General features: G+C 60.9%; 15 protein-coding genes. 8 read left to right on the top strand and 7 right to left on the bottom strand.

What is annotated here, in order from left to right:
* Positions 1 to 24: 24 nt before the first annotated feature.
* Complete coding sequence (locus BM438_RS45000; protein ID WP_143131779.1) at positions 25 to 294, bottom strand: hypothetical protein; 270 nt, start codon at positions 292 to 294, stop codon at positions 25 to 27.
* Between the two features lie 301 nt (positions 295 to 595).
* On the opposite strand from BM438_RS45000, the gene BM438_RS30255 reads away from it, so the two are divergent.
* Entirely contained in the window at positions 596 to 1,096 is a 501-nt protein-coding gene (locus tag BM438_RS30255; protein ID WP_244179490.1) for a universal stress protein, read from the top strand.
* Between the two features lie 27 nt (positions 1,097 to 1,123).
* Here the strand turns inward: BM438_RS30255 and BM438_RS30250 are convergent, their stop codons facing one another.
* Positions 1,124 to 2,473, bottom strand: a complete 1,350-nt coding sequence (locus tag BM438_RS30250) for a class I SAM-dependent methyltransferase (RefSeq protein WP_093642252.1) — start codon at positions 2,471 to 2,473, stop codon at positions 1,124 to 1,126.
* A 188-nt stretch (positions 2,474 to 2,661) separates the two neighbouring features.
* Positions 2,662 to 3,186 carry a PRC-barrel domain-containing protein gene (locus tag BM438_RS30245; protein WP_093642249.1) on the bottom strand — a complete coding sequence of 175 codons (525 nt, stop codon included), beginning with the start codon at positions 3,184 to 3,186 and terminating at the stop codon, positions 2,662 to 2,664.
* A 701-nt stretch (positions 3,187 to 3,887) separates the two neighbouring features.
* Here BM438_RS30245 and BM438_RS30240 point away from each other — a divergent pair.
* Entirely contained in the window at positions 3,888 to 5,045 is a 1,158-nt protein-coding gene (locus BM438_RS30240; RefSeq protein ID WP_208620724.1) for a response regulator receiver protein, read from the top strand.
* 560 nt (positions 5,046 to 5,605) lie between these two features.
* On the opposite strand, the gene BM438_RS30235 is transcribed toward BM438_RS30240, so the two are convergent.
* Positions 5,606 to 9,670, bottom strand: coding sequence for a CheR family methyltransferase (locus tag BM438_RS30235; protein ID WP_093642246.1), 4,065 nt, complete (start codon positions 9,668 to 9,670; stop codon positions 5,606 to 5,608).
* A 470-nt stretch (positions 9,671 to 10,140) separates the two neighbouring features.
* Between BM438_RS30235 and BM438_RS30225 the strand changes: the two genes are divergently transcribed.
* Complete coding sequence (locus BM438_RS30225; protein WP_093642239.1) at positions 10,141 to 10,422, top strand: hypothetical protein; 282 nt, start codon at positions 10,141 to 10,143, stop codon at positions 10,420 to 10,422.
* 107 nt (positions 10,423 to 10,529) lie between these two features.
* Here BM438_RS30225 and BM438_RS30220 read toward each other — a convergent pair whose 3' ends face one another.
* On the bottom strand, positions 10,530 to 10,817 hold the full coding sequence (locus tag BM438_RS30220) for a hypothetical protein (protein WP_093642236.1): 288 nt from the start codon (positions 10,815 to 10,817) through the stop codon (positions 10,530 to 10,532).
* Positions 10,818 to 10,972: 155 nt separating this feature from the next.
* Complete coding sequence (locus BM438_RS30215; RefSeq protein WP_093642548.1) at positions 10,973 to 11,164, bottom strand: DUF3008 family protein; 192 nt, start codon at positions 11,162 to 11,164, stop codon at positions 10,973 to 10,975.
* 280 nt (positions 11,165 to 11,444) lie between these two features.
* Here BM438_RS30215 and BM438_RS30210 point away from each other — a divergent pair, with 280 nt between their 5' ends.
* Positions 11,445 to 11,810 (top strand): hypothetical protein, encoded by a 366-nt coding sequence (locus BM438_RS30210; RefSeq protein ID WP_143131778.1) that lies wholly within the window; start codon positions 11,445 to 11,447, stop codon positions 11,808 to 11,810.
* 381 nt (positions 11,811 to 12,191) lie between these two features.
* Here BM438_RS30210 and BM438_RS30205 read toward each other — a convergent pair whose 3' ends face one another.
* Positions 12,192 to 12,851 carry a gamma carbonic anhydrase family protein gene (locus BM438_RS30205; protein WP_093642230.1) on the bottom strand — a complete coding sequence of 220 codons (660 nt, stop codon included), beginning with the start codon at positions 12,849 to 12,851 and terminating at the stop codon, positions 12,192 to 12,194.
* Positions 12,852 to 13,133: 282 nt separating this feature from the next.
* Between BM438_RS30205 and BM438_RS30200 the strand changes: the two genes are divergently transcribed.
* From BM438_RS30200 to BM438_RS30185, 4 genes are all read left to right on the top strand, one after another.
* Positions 13,134 to 14,198 (top strand): sensor histidine kinase, encoded by a 1,065-nt coding sequence (locus BM438_RS30200; RefSeq protein ID WP_093642227.1) that lies wholly within the window; start codon positions 13,134 to 13,136, stop codon positions 14,196 to 14,198.
* A gap of 179 nt (positions 14,199 to 14,377) precedes the next feature.
* Positions 14,378 to 14,560 carry a DUF2934 domain-containing protein gene (locus BM438_RS30195; protein ID WP_093642224.1) on the top strand — a complete coding sequence of 61 codons (183 nt, stop codon included), beginning with the start codon at positions 14,378 to 14,380 and terminating at the stop codon, positions 14,558 to 14,560.
* 224 nt (positions 14,561 to 14,784) lie between these two features.
* A complete protein-coding gene (locus BM438_RS30190; protein ID WP_093642220.1) occupies positions 14,785 to 14,964 on the top strand; it encodes a hypothetical protein in 180 nt (59 codons plus the stop codon).
* A gap of 191 nt (positions 14,965 to 15,155) precedes the next feature.
* Complete coding sequence (locus tag BM438_RS30185; RefSeq protein ID WP_093642216.1) at positions 15,156 to 15,548, top strand: VOC family protein; 393 nt, start codon at positions 15,156 to 15,158, stop codon at positions 15,546 to 15,548.
* Positions 15,549 to 15,550: the final 2 nt, after the last annotated feature.

Here is a 15,550-nt window from a genome sequence, read left to right as displayed (position 1 = left end):
CGAAGAACGGCCGGGTCCACTTCATTAGAACCGAAAGAACTCCTCCTCGAAAAGCAACTGGCCGGACCAGTAGATGCACTGCGCCGGATCGCGCACCACCGCCAGATCCACACTCTCCTGATACAGAACAGTTTGATCGGAAGGGCCTGGCGGAAAGCGAACATCAAGCCTTCCCTGCTGGGCATAAGGGTAATCTTTCACGTTTTTATTACGTCGCGATGTGACGTGAAATGATCGTACGCGAGTCGGCCCGACATAGCCCGGCCGGACGGTACCGCGCCACAGTGGTGTCATGCTGTGTGCTCGAAAAGGACTCGTCATGTTGATCACTTTTCGGAGCGCAATCGGAACCGACGGCGTATTCGAACGACCCCTCTTTTAGAGAGTATGTGTCACGTTGCGACATATGTGGAGCTTGCCGTTAGCCGGCTCGATACCGCAGTTTCAGTGGCTATCTACCGCATGTCACAAAGTGACATATACTGAACTTGCAACGACTCGATCTGTTGCGATGTATCCATCGCAGTTGTCGTATGGTCGCGCAACGAACGCAGGGAAAGCGACGTGCCGGCCTTCAACCGCATTCTTCTGTGTTATGACGGAACCCGCGAAGGGCAGCACGCGGCTCGCGGACGGCGTCCGGTTGGGGCAGGAAGTCCGGGCGCAAATGCATGTGCTTTCGGTCGTCGACAATCCCGCATGGATGCAGGGAGCGGATACCACGTCCGCAGTGTCGGCTGATCTTGTCTGCGACTCGGCGAAAAGCGTGCTTGAGGAAGGTTTGCAGAAACTCACGGCGCGAGGAATTAACGCGGCCGGGCACTTCGCAATCTGTGATCCGCTGGATCAGATTCCATTCTTCGCCAGGGACCTGTACGTCGATCTGATCGTCGTGAGGCATCATCGAACGAGCCGGCTCGCGCGCTGGTGGGGTGGCAGGACAGACGGTCTGCTGCTCGACAGGGTCAGTTGCAGCATGCTTGTAACTTATGGCCGGAAGAGGGTTCAGGCGCAGCAGCAGGCGGAACTCCAGGCGTCGGCACAATGGCGTCACCGGTTGAGCATTCGTAACCTATGCCGACACCAGGTCGCCTGAAAAAAGAAAACAAAAGGGCTGACCAACTCAGCCTGTCACCCGTTCATTGTCCAGGTGGCTAATAACGTGTTCGGCGCGTTCAAGCTCTGCGTCGCGCGCATACATGTAAGCGCGGTTGAACGGATAGGCACTTCGGGCGTTGGCGATGCGAGCGGGGGAACGGCCATCCGTTTCCATCACGTCAGCCGGACGCGACGCGAGAATCTGGAACAGCGACGTCCATCCGCGCTCGAACCCCATCGCCGACCCTGCAAGATACAGGCGGTACGCACGGGTAATCTTCTCCGCATCCTTGCCCAGTACCCGGCGCGCCTCGTCGAGATGCACCTCGAGCGCATCTGCCCAATGCCATAAGGTTCGCGCGTAATGCGGACGCAGGCACTCGACGTCTACCGGCTCGAGATTGCCGCGCGCCATCGCGTCGATCATCAGGCTCACGTGCACGAGTTGACCGCCGGGGAAAATGTATCTGTCGATGAAATCGCCCATGCCGGCGCCAACTTCCGGGTTGTCGACACCGCCCGCGGTAATGCTGTGATTCATCATGAGGCCGCCGGGTGTAAGGAGTCGCCGCATCTTTGCGAAGTACGCGGGCAGATTCGGGCGGCCGACGTGTTCGCACATGCCGACGGAAGCGATCTTGTCGAATGGCCTCGACTCGTCGACCTCGCGGTAGTCCTGCAACAGCATCTTGACGCGGCCCTGCAGTCCCTTTTGTTCGATCAGCCGGTTGACGTATGTGTGCTGATTCCTCGACAGCGTGATGCCGGTCGCGACAACGCCGTAGTGTTCGGCAGCCCACAGCAGGAGCGCGCCCCAACCGGCGCCCACGTCTAGAAAACGCTCGCCCGCGCGCAGCATCAGTTTCCTGCAGATGTGATCTAGCTTCGCCTGCTGAGCTTCGGCGAGCGACATGTCCGTCGCCGAAAAATAGGCACATGAGTACACGCGCAATGGGTCGAGCCACAGCGCGTAAAAATCATCGGAGATATCGTAGTGATGCTGGATCTGCGCCGCGTCCTTGGCCCGGCTATGATGTGTGCGCTCCCAGATCGCACGGCGAGTACGGCTGATCGGGCCCATCAGCCATCCGTGCGTTTCGTGTGTGGGATCGCTGCGCAGCAACGCAGGTGCGGTCGCCATCAGATCATGCATGTTCCCTTCGATCTCGAGGCGGCCTTCCACATAGTCTTCCGCCAGCCGCCCGATCGCGCCCTGCGTCAGATGCAGCAGGGCCCGCATGTCGCGGATCACGAACGACAGACGCGGCTGCTGTGCTCCGATACGTCGGCCGTCGGGCAGCGCCACGGAACAGGGCAGCGGCAAACCGGCGATCTGCTGTTCCGCGGGCGAACGCAAGAGACTCGACAACGTCATGGTATCTACTCCTTGCAGCAACTTGGTATGTGATGCTGGCTTCAGGCGAGACGGGTTATATCCGGCGTGACCGTTGCGGCGACGGGGCACCGGTTCTCTCAGGTTGAAAGCTCACAAGGAAAAACCGGCGGCCCGTTTTCAGGTGATTCGGCGGTTTTTACTTCCGCGCGACGCGAAGGTCGCCAGTGTTAGAGTTTGACGTCCCCTCGCTCCGGCGACGCCGGTGAATCCGCAACGCTTTCACCGATCCGCAGATCGCCGCGCTCGTCCACGGGTGCTTCCGTGCGGCCTTTCCAGTAAGGCTTTCTGCCGTAGTACGCATGCACGGTGGTGGCCCAATCCGGATCGGCCATCGCCGGCCAGTTATCCTTGTCGAAGCCCGGTGCATTCCTGATCTGCCCGGACGATGCCGACAGCACAAAGCATTCGCGCGACCTGTCGAGTGTCAGCGCGCACCATGGGATCGCGAACAGCTTGCCGCCGATGCCAAGAAAGCCGCCGCTTGCCAGCACCGCGTACGCTACGCGGCCGGTGCGCATGTCGAGCATGATCTCCCCGATCTTGCCGACGTCGTCGCCGTCCGCGCTCAGCACGGTAGTGCCGTCGAGCGTCGCCGCCGCCATTACATCGGGGCCCGGCCCGTCGGCCGGATCGTCGCTCGCGGGCGCGATCTTTGCGGCGCCTTCAGTGGCGGACTGACTGATCTGGTTCATGAAAGGGCTCCCTGTTTATCAACAATGGTTTGATGAGACGACGTGACAGGACTGCGTGCCGCCAAGCACGACGACAACTGCAGCATTCCCGATATCTCCTGCGACGCTCCCGCCGGCCTCGGTTCCCGCGTGTGAGTGGCATGCTGCGGCATCGGTCCCGCCGCGGGCAGAGGATATGTAGACCGTAGCATCACGCGTGCCCGGAATCCTGGATCGCGGTGCTATCAGGTGCGGCTTCTCGCGCCAGATCGATGCTCGCGAAGCGGCGCAGTAGAGGCCATCGTGGTGCGGCAAAGACTGGCGAGGGCACAGGCGATTTCGCCTGGAACGAAGGAAGCGTCGGCCGGCGGTCCGGTATTCGCCGCAGTTGCGTGTCCCATGGGGACGAAGATTCCCGAACCGACGATGCAGCAACGCCGGGCATGTCATCGGGTTGTACGAATCCGTTAGTGGTGCGGACCATGCCAGGAAACAGATTGTGGCACGCGACTATTGTTACGTATAAATATGACCGGACAGCCGTCGTGACCGGTAAGGCTGACTTCCGGGGGTGGTCAGCGGATACTACGTCCGCCAGATGCTACGTTTTTGCGATGCAACGGCCGGTGCAACTGGACGAAGCTTGAGTCTATCGACCATGCCGCCGCTGGCGAAACGTCGCGCGGCAAGCGTGGTCGAAAATGCGGAATAACGGTGGATCGATGGCTGGCGCGAGACTCTACGAATGTGTAAAACTGGTTGATGCAGGCATTGGCCTTGTCGATGATCGCTCGGCGTGCGCAAGAGACCAGGATCATGTGAGTGTCATGCCCTGCGCACTTGTTTATATCGACCCGCAAGGAAATGGGAGCCCGAATTGCACGAGTGTCGACTCCTTCGGTTATGTCGAACAGGCGATAACGTTGAACCGGAGCCTGCTTGCAGCCCGGATTCCGGCGCTCACGATTGCCACGAATGCCCGGGAGCAGGTAGAAGGCTACCTCGCTGACGTCAACGGGAGTGCACGCCTGAAGTTGCTTGAACTGAAACCGTCATTGACGCTGCCTAAAACAACACGCTTTTACGCGGCTCACTTCAAGCTCGATCTTTTGCAACAGATAGGCGAAAGCTTGCCAAAGGGGACGCTGGCCCTCCTTCTTGATACAGATATGGTCGCGCTGCGATCGTTCGATCAGGGCGTGTTGCAACGCTGTTATCGCTGCGGTGCGGGCGCATTCGACATTTCAGATCAGGAGTTCTTCGCATATGGCGCGGAGCGCGTCATTTCCGATCTGGAGATGGTCGCGGGTAGGCCGCTAGAGAACCCACGGTGGTTTGGGGGCGAGTGTCTCTTCGCTTCTGCGAACTTCATCGCCGAATTGGTGCCCCGTGCGCGCGAATGCTTCAATCGCTACAGGCTTGTGACTGACCAACTCAGTCACAACGGAGACGAAGCGTTCGTTTCGGCAGCGCTTAACCTACTTGCCGATGACGGACACCAGATCATCGATGTGGGCTCGTATCGGGTCGTCGGTCGCCATTGGTCCGGAAACACTCACCGGGACCTTCGCTGGTTTAAACACTGCTCCCTGCTGCATTTGCCGGACCGGAAGAGAGTCCTCGAGCGCCAGGCGCGGACGCGCAGGTTCAATGTTGACCGCATCTGGAGGCAACTTGTCTTCGCGCACCTGGTCGGGCTCGCCACGGTTCCGGTCAAGCGTTTGATCCGCACGAAATTGAGTGCGTTGCGCGAGCATGACGATGTTCGCAGTTCTGGCCGCGCAGATGGACGTGCTTCCCATCGACAGCGAGCCAGGAGTTCCTTCTCACCTTGCGTCGGCACTGACGTTTCGCGGGATGACAGTGACGCGCTCGACTGAAGCGGTTTGTTTGGTAGCCAATACGCCGTATTAGCGGCGATCCGATGGTCGGTGAATGCCCACCAGAATGTCTGCGGGCCTCCATACGGGGCATGCCTGCCGCTTGGAGAGTGTAAGTCGCGGCCTTCCGCGAGTGTTGATCTGGCGATATTCAGGTTCAGCGCGAACTGCGTTTTAAAGCCAAAAAACGGAATAAATATCGATTGAGCGATGTGGCCAATGACGGAAAATGCTGCGCCTGACGTGAAACATGATTTTGGTATTGGCCGATCTGAATGAGGAACGCGCTTTGCCTAGCCGTTCGTGATCCGTCAACGAGGCGCCCACCTTTGAGCACAAATCCCAGTCATAAGGACAGGAATAAGTGTTTTATTCAAATGACCTGGTCATCACACTCATCTGCAACAAGGTCCGAGCGACACGGTTCATCGCAGTCTTGATGAACCACCACTGCGGATCGACGCGAGCCCTGCAACGGGGTCTTGCCTTGTCGTCAAGTTTCGGCCAAGTTCATTAACCAATAGTGGACGAAGTTGCTTCCCGCTACCGCCGGCCCCCCTTTACCGCCTCGACCGGATATCGGCGATTGCGGCCAGCAACGCGTGCAGCGACACTGGCTTTCCCAGATGTGCGTCGAAACCCGCCTGCAGTGCTTCGGCCTCATCCTTATTCCGTCCGAACCCAGTCAGCGCGATGGCCGGGATGGTTGCCGTCTGCGGGAGTTTTCGTAGTTCTGCGATGAGGTCATAACCGCTCATACCGGGCATGCCGATGTCCGACAGGACCAGGTCAAATTGCGTCTCTTTCGCAGCGGCGAGCGCGGACTTGCCGCCCGGTTCAGGCCGGACCTGTGCGCCTTCCATTTCCAGCAGCGCCCGGAAACCCTCAAGCCCTTCTGCAGAATCGTCAACGAGCAATACACGTAACCCATGCAGCACGCTCGCATCAACGGCAATGCGCGGGGACGGTGAGGGCGACGCGGGCGCGATGTCGGGCAACCTGAGGCAGAAACGCGCGCCTCGTCCAATTCCTTCGGAATAGGCCTCGATCCGGCCGCCGTGCATCTGCGCCAGTTGCCGGACCAGCGACAGACCGATGCCCAGCCCGCCGTGCTCGCGGCCCGCACCGGTATGGGCCTGACTGAACATGTCAAACACCCGCGGCAGAAAATCAGGAGCAATGCCCTGTCCCGTGTCAGTCACATCAACGCTTACGTACCCGTTGCCATGGGATACGACCACATCGACCCTTCCTCCTGACGGCGTGAATTTCAGCGCATTGCGGATCACATTCCAGAGCATCTGTTCGACGCGCACGGCATCCGCCTGGATCGGGATGGGCGTGTCCACACCGGACACCGACAACGTAATGCCACTGGCTGCTGCGTCGACTGCACTCGCATCGACCACTGTGTGCACAATCGAAGCCATATCGACCGCGGCGAGGTGGAGCGCGAGCTTTCCCGTGCGCGCCCGTGACAGATCCAGCAGGTCGTCAATGATCTTCGCCTGACCCACGACCGCGCGAAGAATGACGTCGGCCGCATCCTGGATGAGCGGGGCTTCCCGGAACTCCGCCGCGCGAGATAACATCTCGGCCTTGACGTGAATCAGGTTCAGTGGGTTCTTGAGCTCGTGCGAGAGCACCGCGAAAAACTCGTCCTTCTGCCGGTTGGCCAATTCTGCACGCTCGCGCACCCGCCGCTCGAGTTCAAGCTGAACGGTCTGCTGGCTTTCAACGCTTTTGCGATCGGTGAGATCGCGCGCGATCTTGGCGAACCCCCGGAAGCCCGGTGTCTCGATCGGCGTCATCACGCCGCTACAGTAGATTCGTCTGCCGTCCTTGCGCACATGCCACCGCTCGTCATCCGCCCGCCCCGACTTCGCGGCCTCCGTGCGTTCGGCAAGCGGCGCCCCCTGTGTCCGGTCCTCGGCCGAGAAGATCAGATCGACCGGCTGGCCGAGCGCTTCTTCTTCGCCGAAGCCGAACACGTTCTGCGCGCCCCTGTTCCAGCTCACGATCGTGCCGTCCTGATCCTGCACGATGATCGCATAGTCGTTGGTGGTGAGCGCCGCGAACTTCAGCCGCTCTTCGCTTGCCTGCGCCGCCGCTTCCGCCTGTCGGCGTGCCGTGATGTCGATAAGGGTGAGCACCGCGCCGTCGATGCGGTCATCAAGCGTCCGGTAGGGCGTGAGCCGCGCGATGAACCACTGTCCGTCACGCGTGCTGACTTCCCGTTCAGTCAGCTTCAGCGTTTCGAATGCTGCCGCAGCGTCCTGCGCCAGTTCGGGGTAGTTCAGGCGGTGCGTCAGGTCCAGCAACGGCCGGCCAATGTCCGTCGGGATAATGTTGAAGATGCCGACCGCGGGCGCCGTAAAGCGCTTGATGCGCATGCCCCGGTAGACAAAGATGGTTGCAATGCCGGTCGACGCAATCAGATTCTGCAGGTCGTCGTTCGCCCTGGCCTCATCCTCGACCTTCGTCTGCAACTCGGCGTTGACCGTGACCAGTTCCTCATTGACGGACTGCAGTTCTTCCTTGCTGGTTTCAAGTTCCTCCGTCGCCGAGCGTAACTCCTCGTTTGATGCCTTCAGCTCCTCATTCGATACGTTCGACTGCTCGATATTCGACTGCAGCAGTTCCTTCGTGCGGTGTAACTCGTTCTCGAGGTGCGTGATGACGGGATTCTGGTCGGTGGGGAGGCCAGCTTCCGGGTTCTCCTGGCTTTCCTGACTGTCGGTATCCTCAAGCTCGTCAAAAAATACGGCCATCACGTTACCCCCGGCTGCATCGTCGTGGAACGGATGCACCGTCAGATTGACGTAGGACCCGGTATCGCCGCGCGAGAGCCGTACGTGCTCCACCTTCACGCTGCTGCCGTGCTGCAGTACCTGGAACAGCGCCGTTCTCAGCTCGAGGCGCAGGTCCGGATTGATCATCCGGAGCAGGTTATGCGATGGTTCGCCTCCCACGTAGCGCTGGAAGCGGCCGGCCTGTTCGGACATGTGCGGGATTTCCGCATCCCGGTCGACCAGGATGCTGGGCGCTGCGTAATGCTCGATCACCTGCCGGTGCAGTGGGGCAAATGAATAACTGGCGGCCTGTCGCGGAGGTTTCGCAACATCGACCGACACGGGTTGCGCCGCCCGGCCGGCGACCGGCAGAGATGGCGCGACCCGTTTGCCGCTCGTGACAGGCCTGGCGCGATAGATGCGGTTTTTCTTGTCGACCGGAGAAAACAGGTCTTCCGCAATTTCTGCCGATTCGGAACTGCCGAGAAACAGATACCCGCCGGGCTGCAGCGCGAAATGAAAAGTCTGCAGCGCCCGACGCTGGACGGTGCGATCGAGATAGATGAGCAGATTGCGGCACGCCACCAGATCAAGCTGGGAGAACGGCGGATCGCGCAGGATATTGTGCGCGGCGAACAGCACCTTTTCGCGCAGCAATTTATTGACCGTATAACCACTGCGCTCATGCGTAAAAAACTGCCGCAACCGCGCTGGCGGAACGTCGGTCAGGATCGAGTCCGGATAGCGGCCGGCCCGGGCCACCTCGATCGCCCGCTCGTCGATGTCAGTGGCGAACACCTGGATGCGATCCGCTTCTGTCCCGCTGGCGATTTCCTCGCAAAGCAGGATCGCCACGGAATAGGCTTCTTCACCCGTGGAGCAGCCCGCTACCCACACGCGAACCTGCTCGTCGTGCTTGCCGGCGAGGATGCGGGGCATGACCTCCCGTTCGAGCGCCTCGAACGCCTCGCGGTCACGAAAGAAATTCGTCACGCCGATCAGCATGTCCCTGAGCAGCGCACGGGTTTCGTCGGCATGCTTGCCCAGAAACTGCTCATAGGCCGGCAGATCGGGCAGGGCGTTGACCTGCAGGCGCCGTTCGATGCGTCGCAGCACGGCGGCGCGCTTGTAATGCCGGAAGTCGTGACCGGTCCGCACGCGCAGGGTCGACAGGATCTCCTGCAAGGCGTGTTCAGCGGTCTCGTTTGCAGCGGCGGGCGCCTTCACGACAGTTGAAGCCGTATCGTCGGCCGGCAACTGGATGGTCCGGGCATTCGTCCACAGTTCGACCAGTTTTTGCGGCAGGTCGACGACCGGCAGCGCGATGTCCACGAGGCCGCTCGCGAGCGCGTTTTGCGGCATCTCCGGGTATTCCGCATCCCCGGGACTTTGCGCGAGCGTGATGCCTCCGCACTCCTTGATGCGACCGATGCCGACCGCGTCGTCGCTGCCGGTGCCAGACAGGATGACGCTGATGGCGCGGGAGCCGTGGACCTCGGCGAGGCTGCGGAAAAACCGGTCGATGGCGACCGGCCGTCCAGCATGGCGTTCAGCGTGCGTCACCCGCAGATAACCGTCGGCCATCGAGAGATCGTTGGACGGTGAGATCAGATAGACATGATTCTTTTCGATGCGCGTCGGTTCGCGCACCTGCGCGACTGGCATCGCGGTCACCCGCTGGATCACGTCGTCGGCGCGGCTCTCGTGTCGGGGCGACAGGTGAAGCACAACGACAAACGCCATGCCGGCGTCCTGGGGCATCTGTTCGAAGAAGCGCAGGGGCGCCTGGATGCCACCGGCCGACGCCCCTATGCCCACCACCGGAAAGTCCAGTGGGGCGGGCGCAGCCGGGGCGGAGTCGGGTTGGGGGGGCCGAGGGTGGGGCGTCGGTGGTCATTAAACGGTTACAGGCCAGGATATGCATCGACGCGGTTCGAGCCGCGCTGGCAATGGATGATGAGAATGGGCTCAGACTGGTAGCGTACGCCGGGACTCCCCGGAAGGAAAGGACCCGTCAGTTCGAACAGACGAGGCTGCGCGGCTGCCGGACGTGCAGGAGGCATGCCGCCAGTGGAGTGGTGATGCGGCAGATCGCGACAGCGGATCGTTACAGCCTCAGAAAAACGATGGGAAACGCTGGCACGCTACACCGTAGGGTCTATAACAGTAAGTGCAGCACGACATTGATGTGACGCTCGCGCATAAGCCGACGTCCCCGGAGTCGCCCCTCGTTCTGGCGGCTGCATCATCACGAATCCGTGCTCGTTCGAAATCCCGGTCAGTTTGAAGTATCGGAGCGGACCATGACGTTCTCCTATCACGGCTGGATCGTCGACGCGACGCCAGATTTCTCGTTTGGACTCTTCTTCGCGCACGCGCGCCTGACGCGGTCCTCGTCTGACGATGATGTCGACACTGAAATGCACATCGAGCGCAACCTCGCATGGTTTGACAGCGAGGAAGAGGCTATCCAGTGCGGGCGCCAATCGGCCATTGCGTGGATCAATGAGCGTGATGACGACATCTCCGGTGGCCAGGCTACCCAACCTTTCGTACAACGAAGTGACAGCAGGATCGATACGTGAAAGGCATGGGTCTCGACGCACTGGTGCGCGGTCAGTCGTGATTCGCCCGGTTACGCCGCTTGCCGGGATCGACTCCCGCTCGCGCCTGCCGGCCGCCGGGCGTATTTTCATGATTGCGCCGATCCGCGCAACTGCTTGATAAACAGGATCGCCGCTGCCGGCACGTGCACGGTGCCAAAGGCGATGACGAATACCAGCCACCGCGGCGCCGCCGGTCCCGGCCCACCCAGTCCCGTTGTCCACATGCTTGCAGCGCCGCAGGCAACACCTACCAGCAGCAGGACAGCGTGAGCGACCACCCTCTGCATCGCGCCCCTGGTGAACTTCGGGATCGCATAGTGCGCATAGCAAGCCGCGACAACCACGAACAAAACGATGGGGACTGTCGCTGCCATGTCGGTCTCCAGGCTATTTCGCATTCGTCAGGCCTGATTTGGTCATCAGTTCCGCGAAGCTCGTCATGAAGCATGCATTCGGGCCGAGGCTCCGGACAGCACCTTTCCAGCATTGACCACAACCGGGTCGCGAATCAGCCGATCGGCGAATCCATTTATCCGAATTTCGATTTATGGACCGGCTTACCTTTCTGGCTGGTTGACGCGAATGCTTCAAGCTGCTCCCTGTTCATCGACTCGTACATCGACTTCGCGGCACCCCTGAGTTCTCCTGCCGGCTTCTCTCCCTTCTTTGCGACGAGCGCCACACCAGCAGCCATCTTTTGGGCTTTTGATTTCGCGGGCATCTGATTCCCCTGTAAATAAGATACGTCCACTTTCATCCACGAGCGATTTGCCGCGGATCACGGTTTACTGCATCCCGCCAGCAAGGGACGTGCCCTGGCGTCGCCTGTCAGAACCTGATTCACGACGCTGTTCCGCTCACGTCGTGACTGCAAAGCTACCGCAGGCACGCCTGATGCTGCACATGGGTTCACCTTTCGACTCCATGCTGTGGAGAACGAAACGGCTCACCCAGGCCGGTATGAATGTCACAGCCGCCTTGCATGACATTTCGCAGACCCTGTGAAACTGACCGCGCGCCCAACCGAATCCGACCCAACAGGCCTCACCATGTCGATATCCGTTCCTGCAGGTATACAACGGGAGCTGGCAGAGCAGTTCGGCCGGTACTTCGAGGCGCGTCGGATCCCGTTCGTGGTGAGCTCCGCGGGCAAAGGCGGGCTGGTTTTTTCATTCATTCGGGACAATCATGAGGTACCGGTCGCGGTCTCCTTCGCGCCAGGATTGCTGGACGAAATCGAGGGGCTTGACATTAACGGGCAACGCGCGGCGCTAGCCAACATGTACAGCGCGTTCGCGCAGGCACTCGATCGCCCGGGCACCGATGCGGCACTGGCCGCCGCGCTGCATATGGACCATTTCCGGTAACGTCGGGCGGGTGGCGCTGAGGAATAAAAACACGTGTCCAGAACCCATGGCAATGCGATCAGGCGGTCCACCGGATTGGCCAGAATTGTTGACGATTGCGTCGTGAATGTGACGGTCAGTTCTTCAAACCCGCGACGACGACCGACAGCAACCTCGATTCGAGTTGCCTTGCCAGCCCCGTCGCCGAGCATCTGCCAGACGGTCACAATCCTCAGGCAGGCCGCTGCGCGGTGGTGCGGCCGGCCGTACGATGAAATCGTCGGGAACGACTTCATTCCGGGCACCGCCCGGTCGCCTGCGCGTACCGGCCTCCATAGTCCGGTCCCGTTATATCCGTTGTCGATGCGCGCCTGTGGGGCGCCGTTCGCCACCGTCCATCTGTCAGGATCCTGGAACGTCGCGGGGTGGCCTGGCGCCACTGTCTTCCCAGTCTTCGTTAATCACCCGGTCGTCGGCGTGCCGAAGGTTCAGCGCGTGGGCATAGCGGGGCATGACGTCTGGGATGATGGTCTGGCCATCCGGCGGTCGCTTCACGCCAAACACGTAACCTGGGAAGTCGAGTGGTTTTTGCACGCGCCAGATCGCGTCATGCTGACCGGGCGGCAGGATATGCACCGGGTCGCCGACGGCCACCCAGCCCAGCGGCACGATGGCGCCCGGAGGCAGGACCGCGCGGATGTGCACGATGCCGTTGATCTGCACCTCGGCACGCCGACCGATGCGCGCGCCATTAAACACGGTGCACCCCGTGGCGAGGAACACCTCATCTTCGACGGTGCAGCCCGAGAGGCAGGCGCGGGGGCCGACGAGAACGTGATTGCCAAGCGTAAACGGTGCACCGTTTATGCCCCGCAGGACGGCGGTGTCCATGATCACGCAGTTGCCACCGAGTCTCACGACACCGCTTTCTGCCACCAGCACCGCACCGAAGCCTATCGAACAGTTTGGGCCAACGATGACTTCGCCGCAGAGCACCGCGTTCGGCGCCACGCGTGAGGCCGGGTGAACGTGGGGAGAGTGACCATCGTGTTCCAGGAGCATACGATCTCTCCGCCTGCGGTTGTCTTCGGGACATCGGATCGGGAGCAAAATTGATTCCTCCGCCAGTTCGCGACAAAAATTTATGGAGTGGAGTCGCGTTTGCAATTCGCTTCGTCGCTGCATGGCCGCGCCAGGCGAGCGTCGTCAAGGGAAACAACCGCGACTGAGCCAGTTTTTCTTCGTCATCGCTTACGCAACACCTAGAATCAGTGTCATACCGTGTGATCACAGTCCCGGTTACGGGGGCTTCCAAACAATCTGCAGCGATAAACCGGAGGACTCGTGCATCTGGCTGACTTCATCGAGGCAAATATCGAGCCGATCATGAATGACTGGGCGGGATTTGCCCGGCGTCCTGGTGTCATGGATCATTCGTATACCGAAGCAGACCTCCGCGATTCGGCCCGGGAAATCTTGGCCGGGATCGTCGCCGACATGCGCGCGCCCCTAGAGGCAGGTGACCAGTCAGCGAAATCGAAAGGGGAGCGTCCGCTTCAGGCTCCCGGCATTAGGGATCAGGCGCGCAGTCACGCGGAGAACCGCAGGCTGAAGGGCTACGCGCTCGACGAGCTGGTACGCTTCAATGAGTCCGTCGATCAGGCCCTGACGGAATCAGTCAGACGTTATTCGGACGGCCTGACCCGAACACGGGACCTTTTCGAAGGGATTCTCGCGCATGATCTAAGGTCGCCCCTGCAGGCAATGGTCATGTCCGCCGGCTATCTCCTTGAAGTCGCCGATCTTCCCGACCGGTGCGTGAAAGCGGTAGCGCGCATCCAGGCAAGCTGTGCCCGCATGCAGCTCCCCATCCACCATCTTCTCGATTTCACGCGCACGCGGCTTGGCGATGCCTTGCCCGCCGAACCCAGACCGGCCAGCATGAAAGTGATCTGCGAGCGGGCGATCGACGAGATTTCAGCGTTCAATCCGGAGCGCACCATCCGGACGACGTTCCGTGGCAATCTGAACGGCCTCCGGGACGTCGAGCGGCTTTCCCAAGTCGCCACCAATCTGCTCGGTAATGCCATCCAGCACGGAGATTCTCACAGCACAATCCTGGTTGAGGTTGGATCCGAAGGGGACGGCGTCACAGCGGCGGTGTTCAACCATGGGCCAACCATTCCGGCCGACGCGCTTTCCAACATTTTCGATCCACTCTGTCGGGCCGGGCAGGACGGGGCTTCGCACCGGACCGGCGAAGGCCTGGGGCTTGGCCTTTACATAGTCAGACAGATCGTCGAGTCGCATGGCGGAAGCGTGCACGCGGGTTCGAGACGCGATGGCACCACCTTCACCATTCGCGTGCCGCGACGGGCCCGGCGGTTAGGAGATGGAGCCAATGCCTGACCCATTGAAAACATGCCTGTCGGCTTCAACCGGATTATCACCGCAAGGGCGGCGGCTTCCGGCAGAGGTCATCACGGCCCAGCTGTGATGTGCCAGGGGCGCCATGGCCGCCCTCCGGGTGTGGCACGAGGAGCATGCTGGTATTTCCGGCATGTGACCGATTCACGGAGATCTGTGCAATGAGCAATACGACCGTTGAAGAAAAGATCCGTGCACGTGCCTATGAACTCTGGCAACAGGATGGCGGCCTTGAAGGCTGCGCGGACGAGTACTGGCATCTGGCCCGTACTCTGGTCGAGAAGGAACTCGCGCATGCGGGTGCCGGTGAAAAGGGTGAAACAGACCTTCCGGCACCGGGCTGACCGGTCCCTCCGAGATTCCCCCAGTCGTTGCGGGGCCGCCTCCCGCAACGCGGGTTCATGCCTTTGCCTGAGCGATGGGCTTGTCCGTGGTCGGGCGTAACTGGCGTGCGCGACGCTGCCCGCCCTGTGGGCACGACCCGTGCGTGACATCGGCAAGGGGTGTCAGATCGCGCGGGTTCGCCGTTTCACGGCATGACACCCTGTGATCTTCATGGAGAAACGTCATGGAATCGACTTTGAAATATGTGCTCGTAATCATTACAGCCACACTGCTCGCGGGAGGCACCGCGGCGTGCAAACGTGCCGACCACGACAGCGACAGCGGCAACGCCATGAGCCCCGGGGCGGCCAGCAGCAGCGTACCGCCGGCGATGGGCCAACCGGCGTCGGGCGCCAGTCAGTAGGCGGAGATGGTATCCGGCGATCCGTCCTGTCGCGCACCAGACTTTCTGGATGACTGCGGCATCACGCGGTTGAACCTGCTTTCTGCCGCCGTAGCCGTTATTGCAAAGCTTACCGGCAGGTCTGTAGACCTTTCATCCGCCTGGTTGCTCGCCTGACTCTTTCCAGTCACCGTAACCTCCGGAGCTATCTCATGAAGCTTGGATACACAATCCTCTATGTCGAATCCGTCACCGACACGATAGCCTTCTATGAGAAAGCATTTGGCCTCGAGCGCGGGATGGTGGCCGACACCGGCGACTACGGTGAACTCAGAACGGGCGAGACGAAACTGGCCTTCGCCGCCAATAGCATCGTTAATGGATTGGCCGGTGTTCCGTTCGAAGCCGCGTCCCCTGCAAAGGCTGCACCACCACTGGAGCTTGGGCTTGTAACCAACGACGTGGAGTCGATGTTTGATCGCGCTGTCACCGGCGGTGCGGTTCTGGTCAAACGGCCCGAGAAGAAGCCTTGGGGCCAGGTGGTTGGCTATGTCCGCGACAACAACGGCTTCGTGGTGGAGGTCTGCTCGCCAATGGCTGATTGAGT

Source organism: Paraburkholderia aspalathi (genome assembly GCF_900116445.1).
Classification (GTDB): Bacteria; Pseudomonadota; Gammaproteobacteria; order Burkholderiales; family Burkholderiaceae; genus Paraburkholderia; species Paraburkholderia aspalathi.
This window is presented reverse-complemented; position numbering and strand designations above follow the sequence as displayed.

What these genes read in the sequence shown, in the direction of transcription:
- BM438_RS30225 (WP_093642239.1), top strand. Translation starts at nt 10,141, where the DNA reads ATGACGTTCTCCTATCACGGCTGGATCGTCGACGCGACGCCAGATTTC.
- BM438_RS30250 (WP_093642252.1), bottom strand. Translation starts at nt 2,473, where the DNA reads ATGACGTTGTCGAGTCTCTTGCGTTCGCCCGCGGAACAGCAGATCGCC.
- BM438_RS30245 (WP_093642249.1), bottom strand. Translation starts at nt 3,186, where the DNA reads ATGAACCAGATCAGTCAGTCCGCCACTGAAGGCGCCGCAAAGATCGCG.
- BM438_RS30220 (WP_093642236.1), bottom strand. Translation starts at nt 10,817, where the DNA reads ATGGCAGCGACAGTCCCCATCGTTTTGTTCGTGGTTGTCGCGGCTTGC.
- BM438_RS30195 (WP_093642224.1), top strand. Translation starts at nt 14,378, where the DNA reads ATGAGCAATACGACCGTTGAAGAAAAGATCCGTGCACGTGCCTATGAA.
- BM438_RS30190 (WP_093642220.1), top strand. Translation starts at nt 14,785, where the DNA reads ATGGAATCGACTTTGAAATATGTGCTCGTAATCATTACAGCCACACTG.
- BM438_RS30205 (WP_093642230.1), bottom strand. Translation starts at nt 12,851, where the DNA reads ATGCTCCTGGAACACGATGGTCACTCTCCCCACGTTCACCCGGCCTCA.
- BM438_RS30255 (WP_244179490.1), top strand. Translation starts at nt 596, where the DNA reads ATGACGGAACCCGCGAAGGGCAGCACGCGGCTCGCGGACGGCGTCCGG.
- BM438_RS45000 (WP_143131779.1), bottom strand. Translation starts at nt 294, where the DNA reads ATGACACCACTGTGGCGCGGTACCGTCCGGCCGGGCTATGTCGGGCCG.
- BM438_RS30215 (WP_093642548.1), bottom strand. Translation starts at nt 11,164, where the DNA reads ATGCCCGCGAAATCAAAAGCCCAAAAGATGGCTGCTGGTGTGGCGCTC.
- BM438_RS30240 (WP_208620724.1), top strand. Translation starts at nt 3,888, where the DNA reads ATGGCTGGCGCGAGACTCTACGAATGTGTAAAACTGGTTGATGCAGGC.
- BM438_RS30185 (WP_093642216.1), top strand. Translation starts at nt 15,156, where the DNA reads ATGAAGCTTGGATACACAATCCTCTATGTCGAATCCGTCACCGACACG.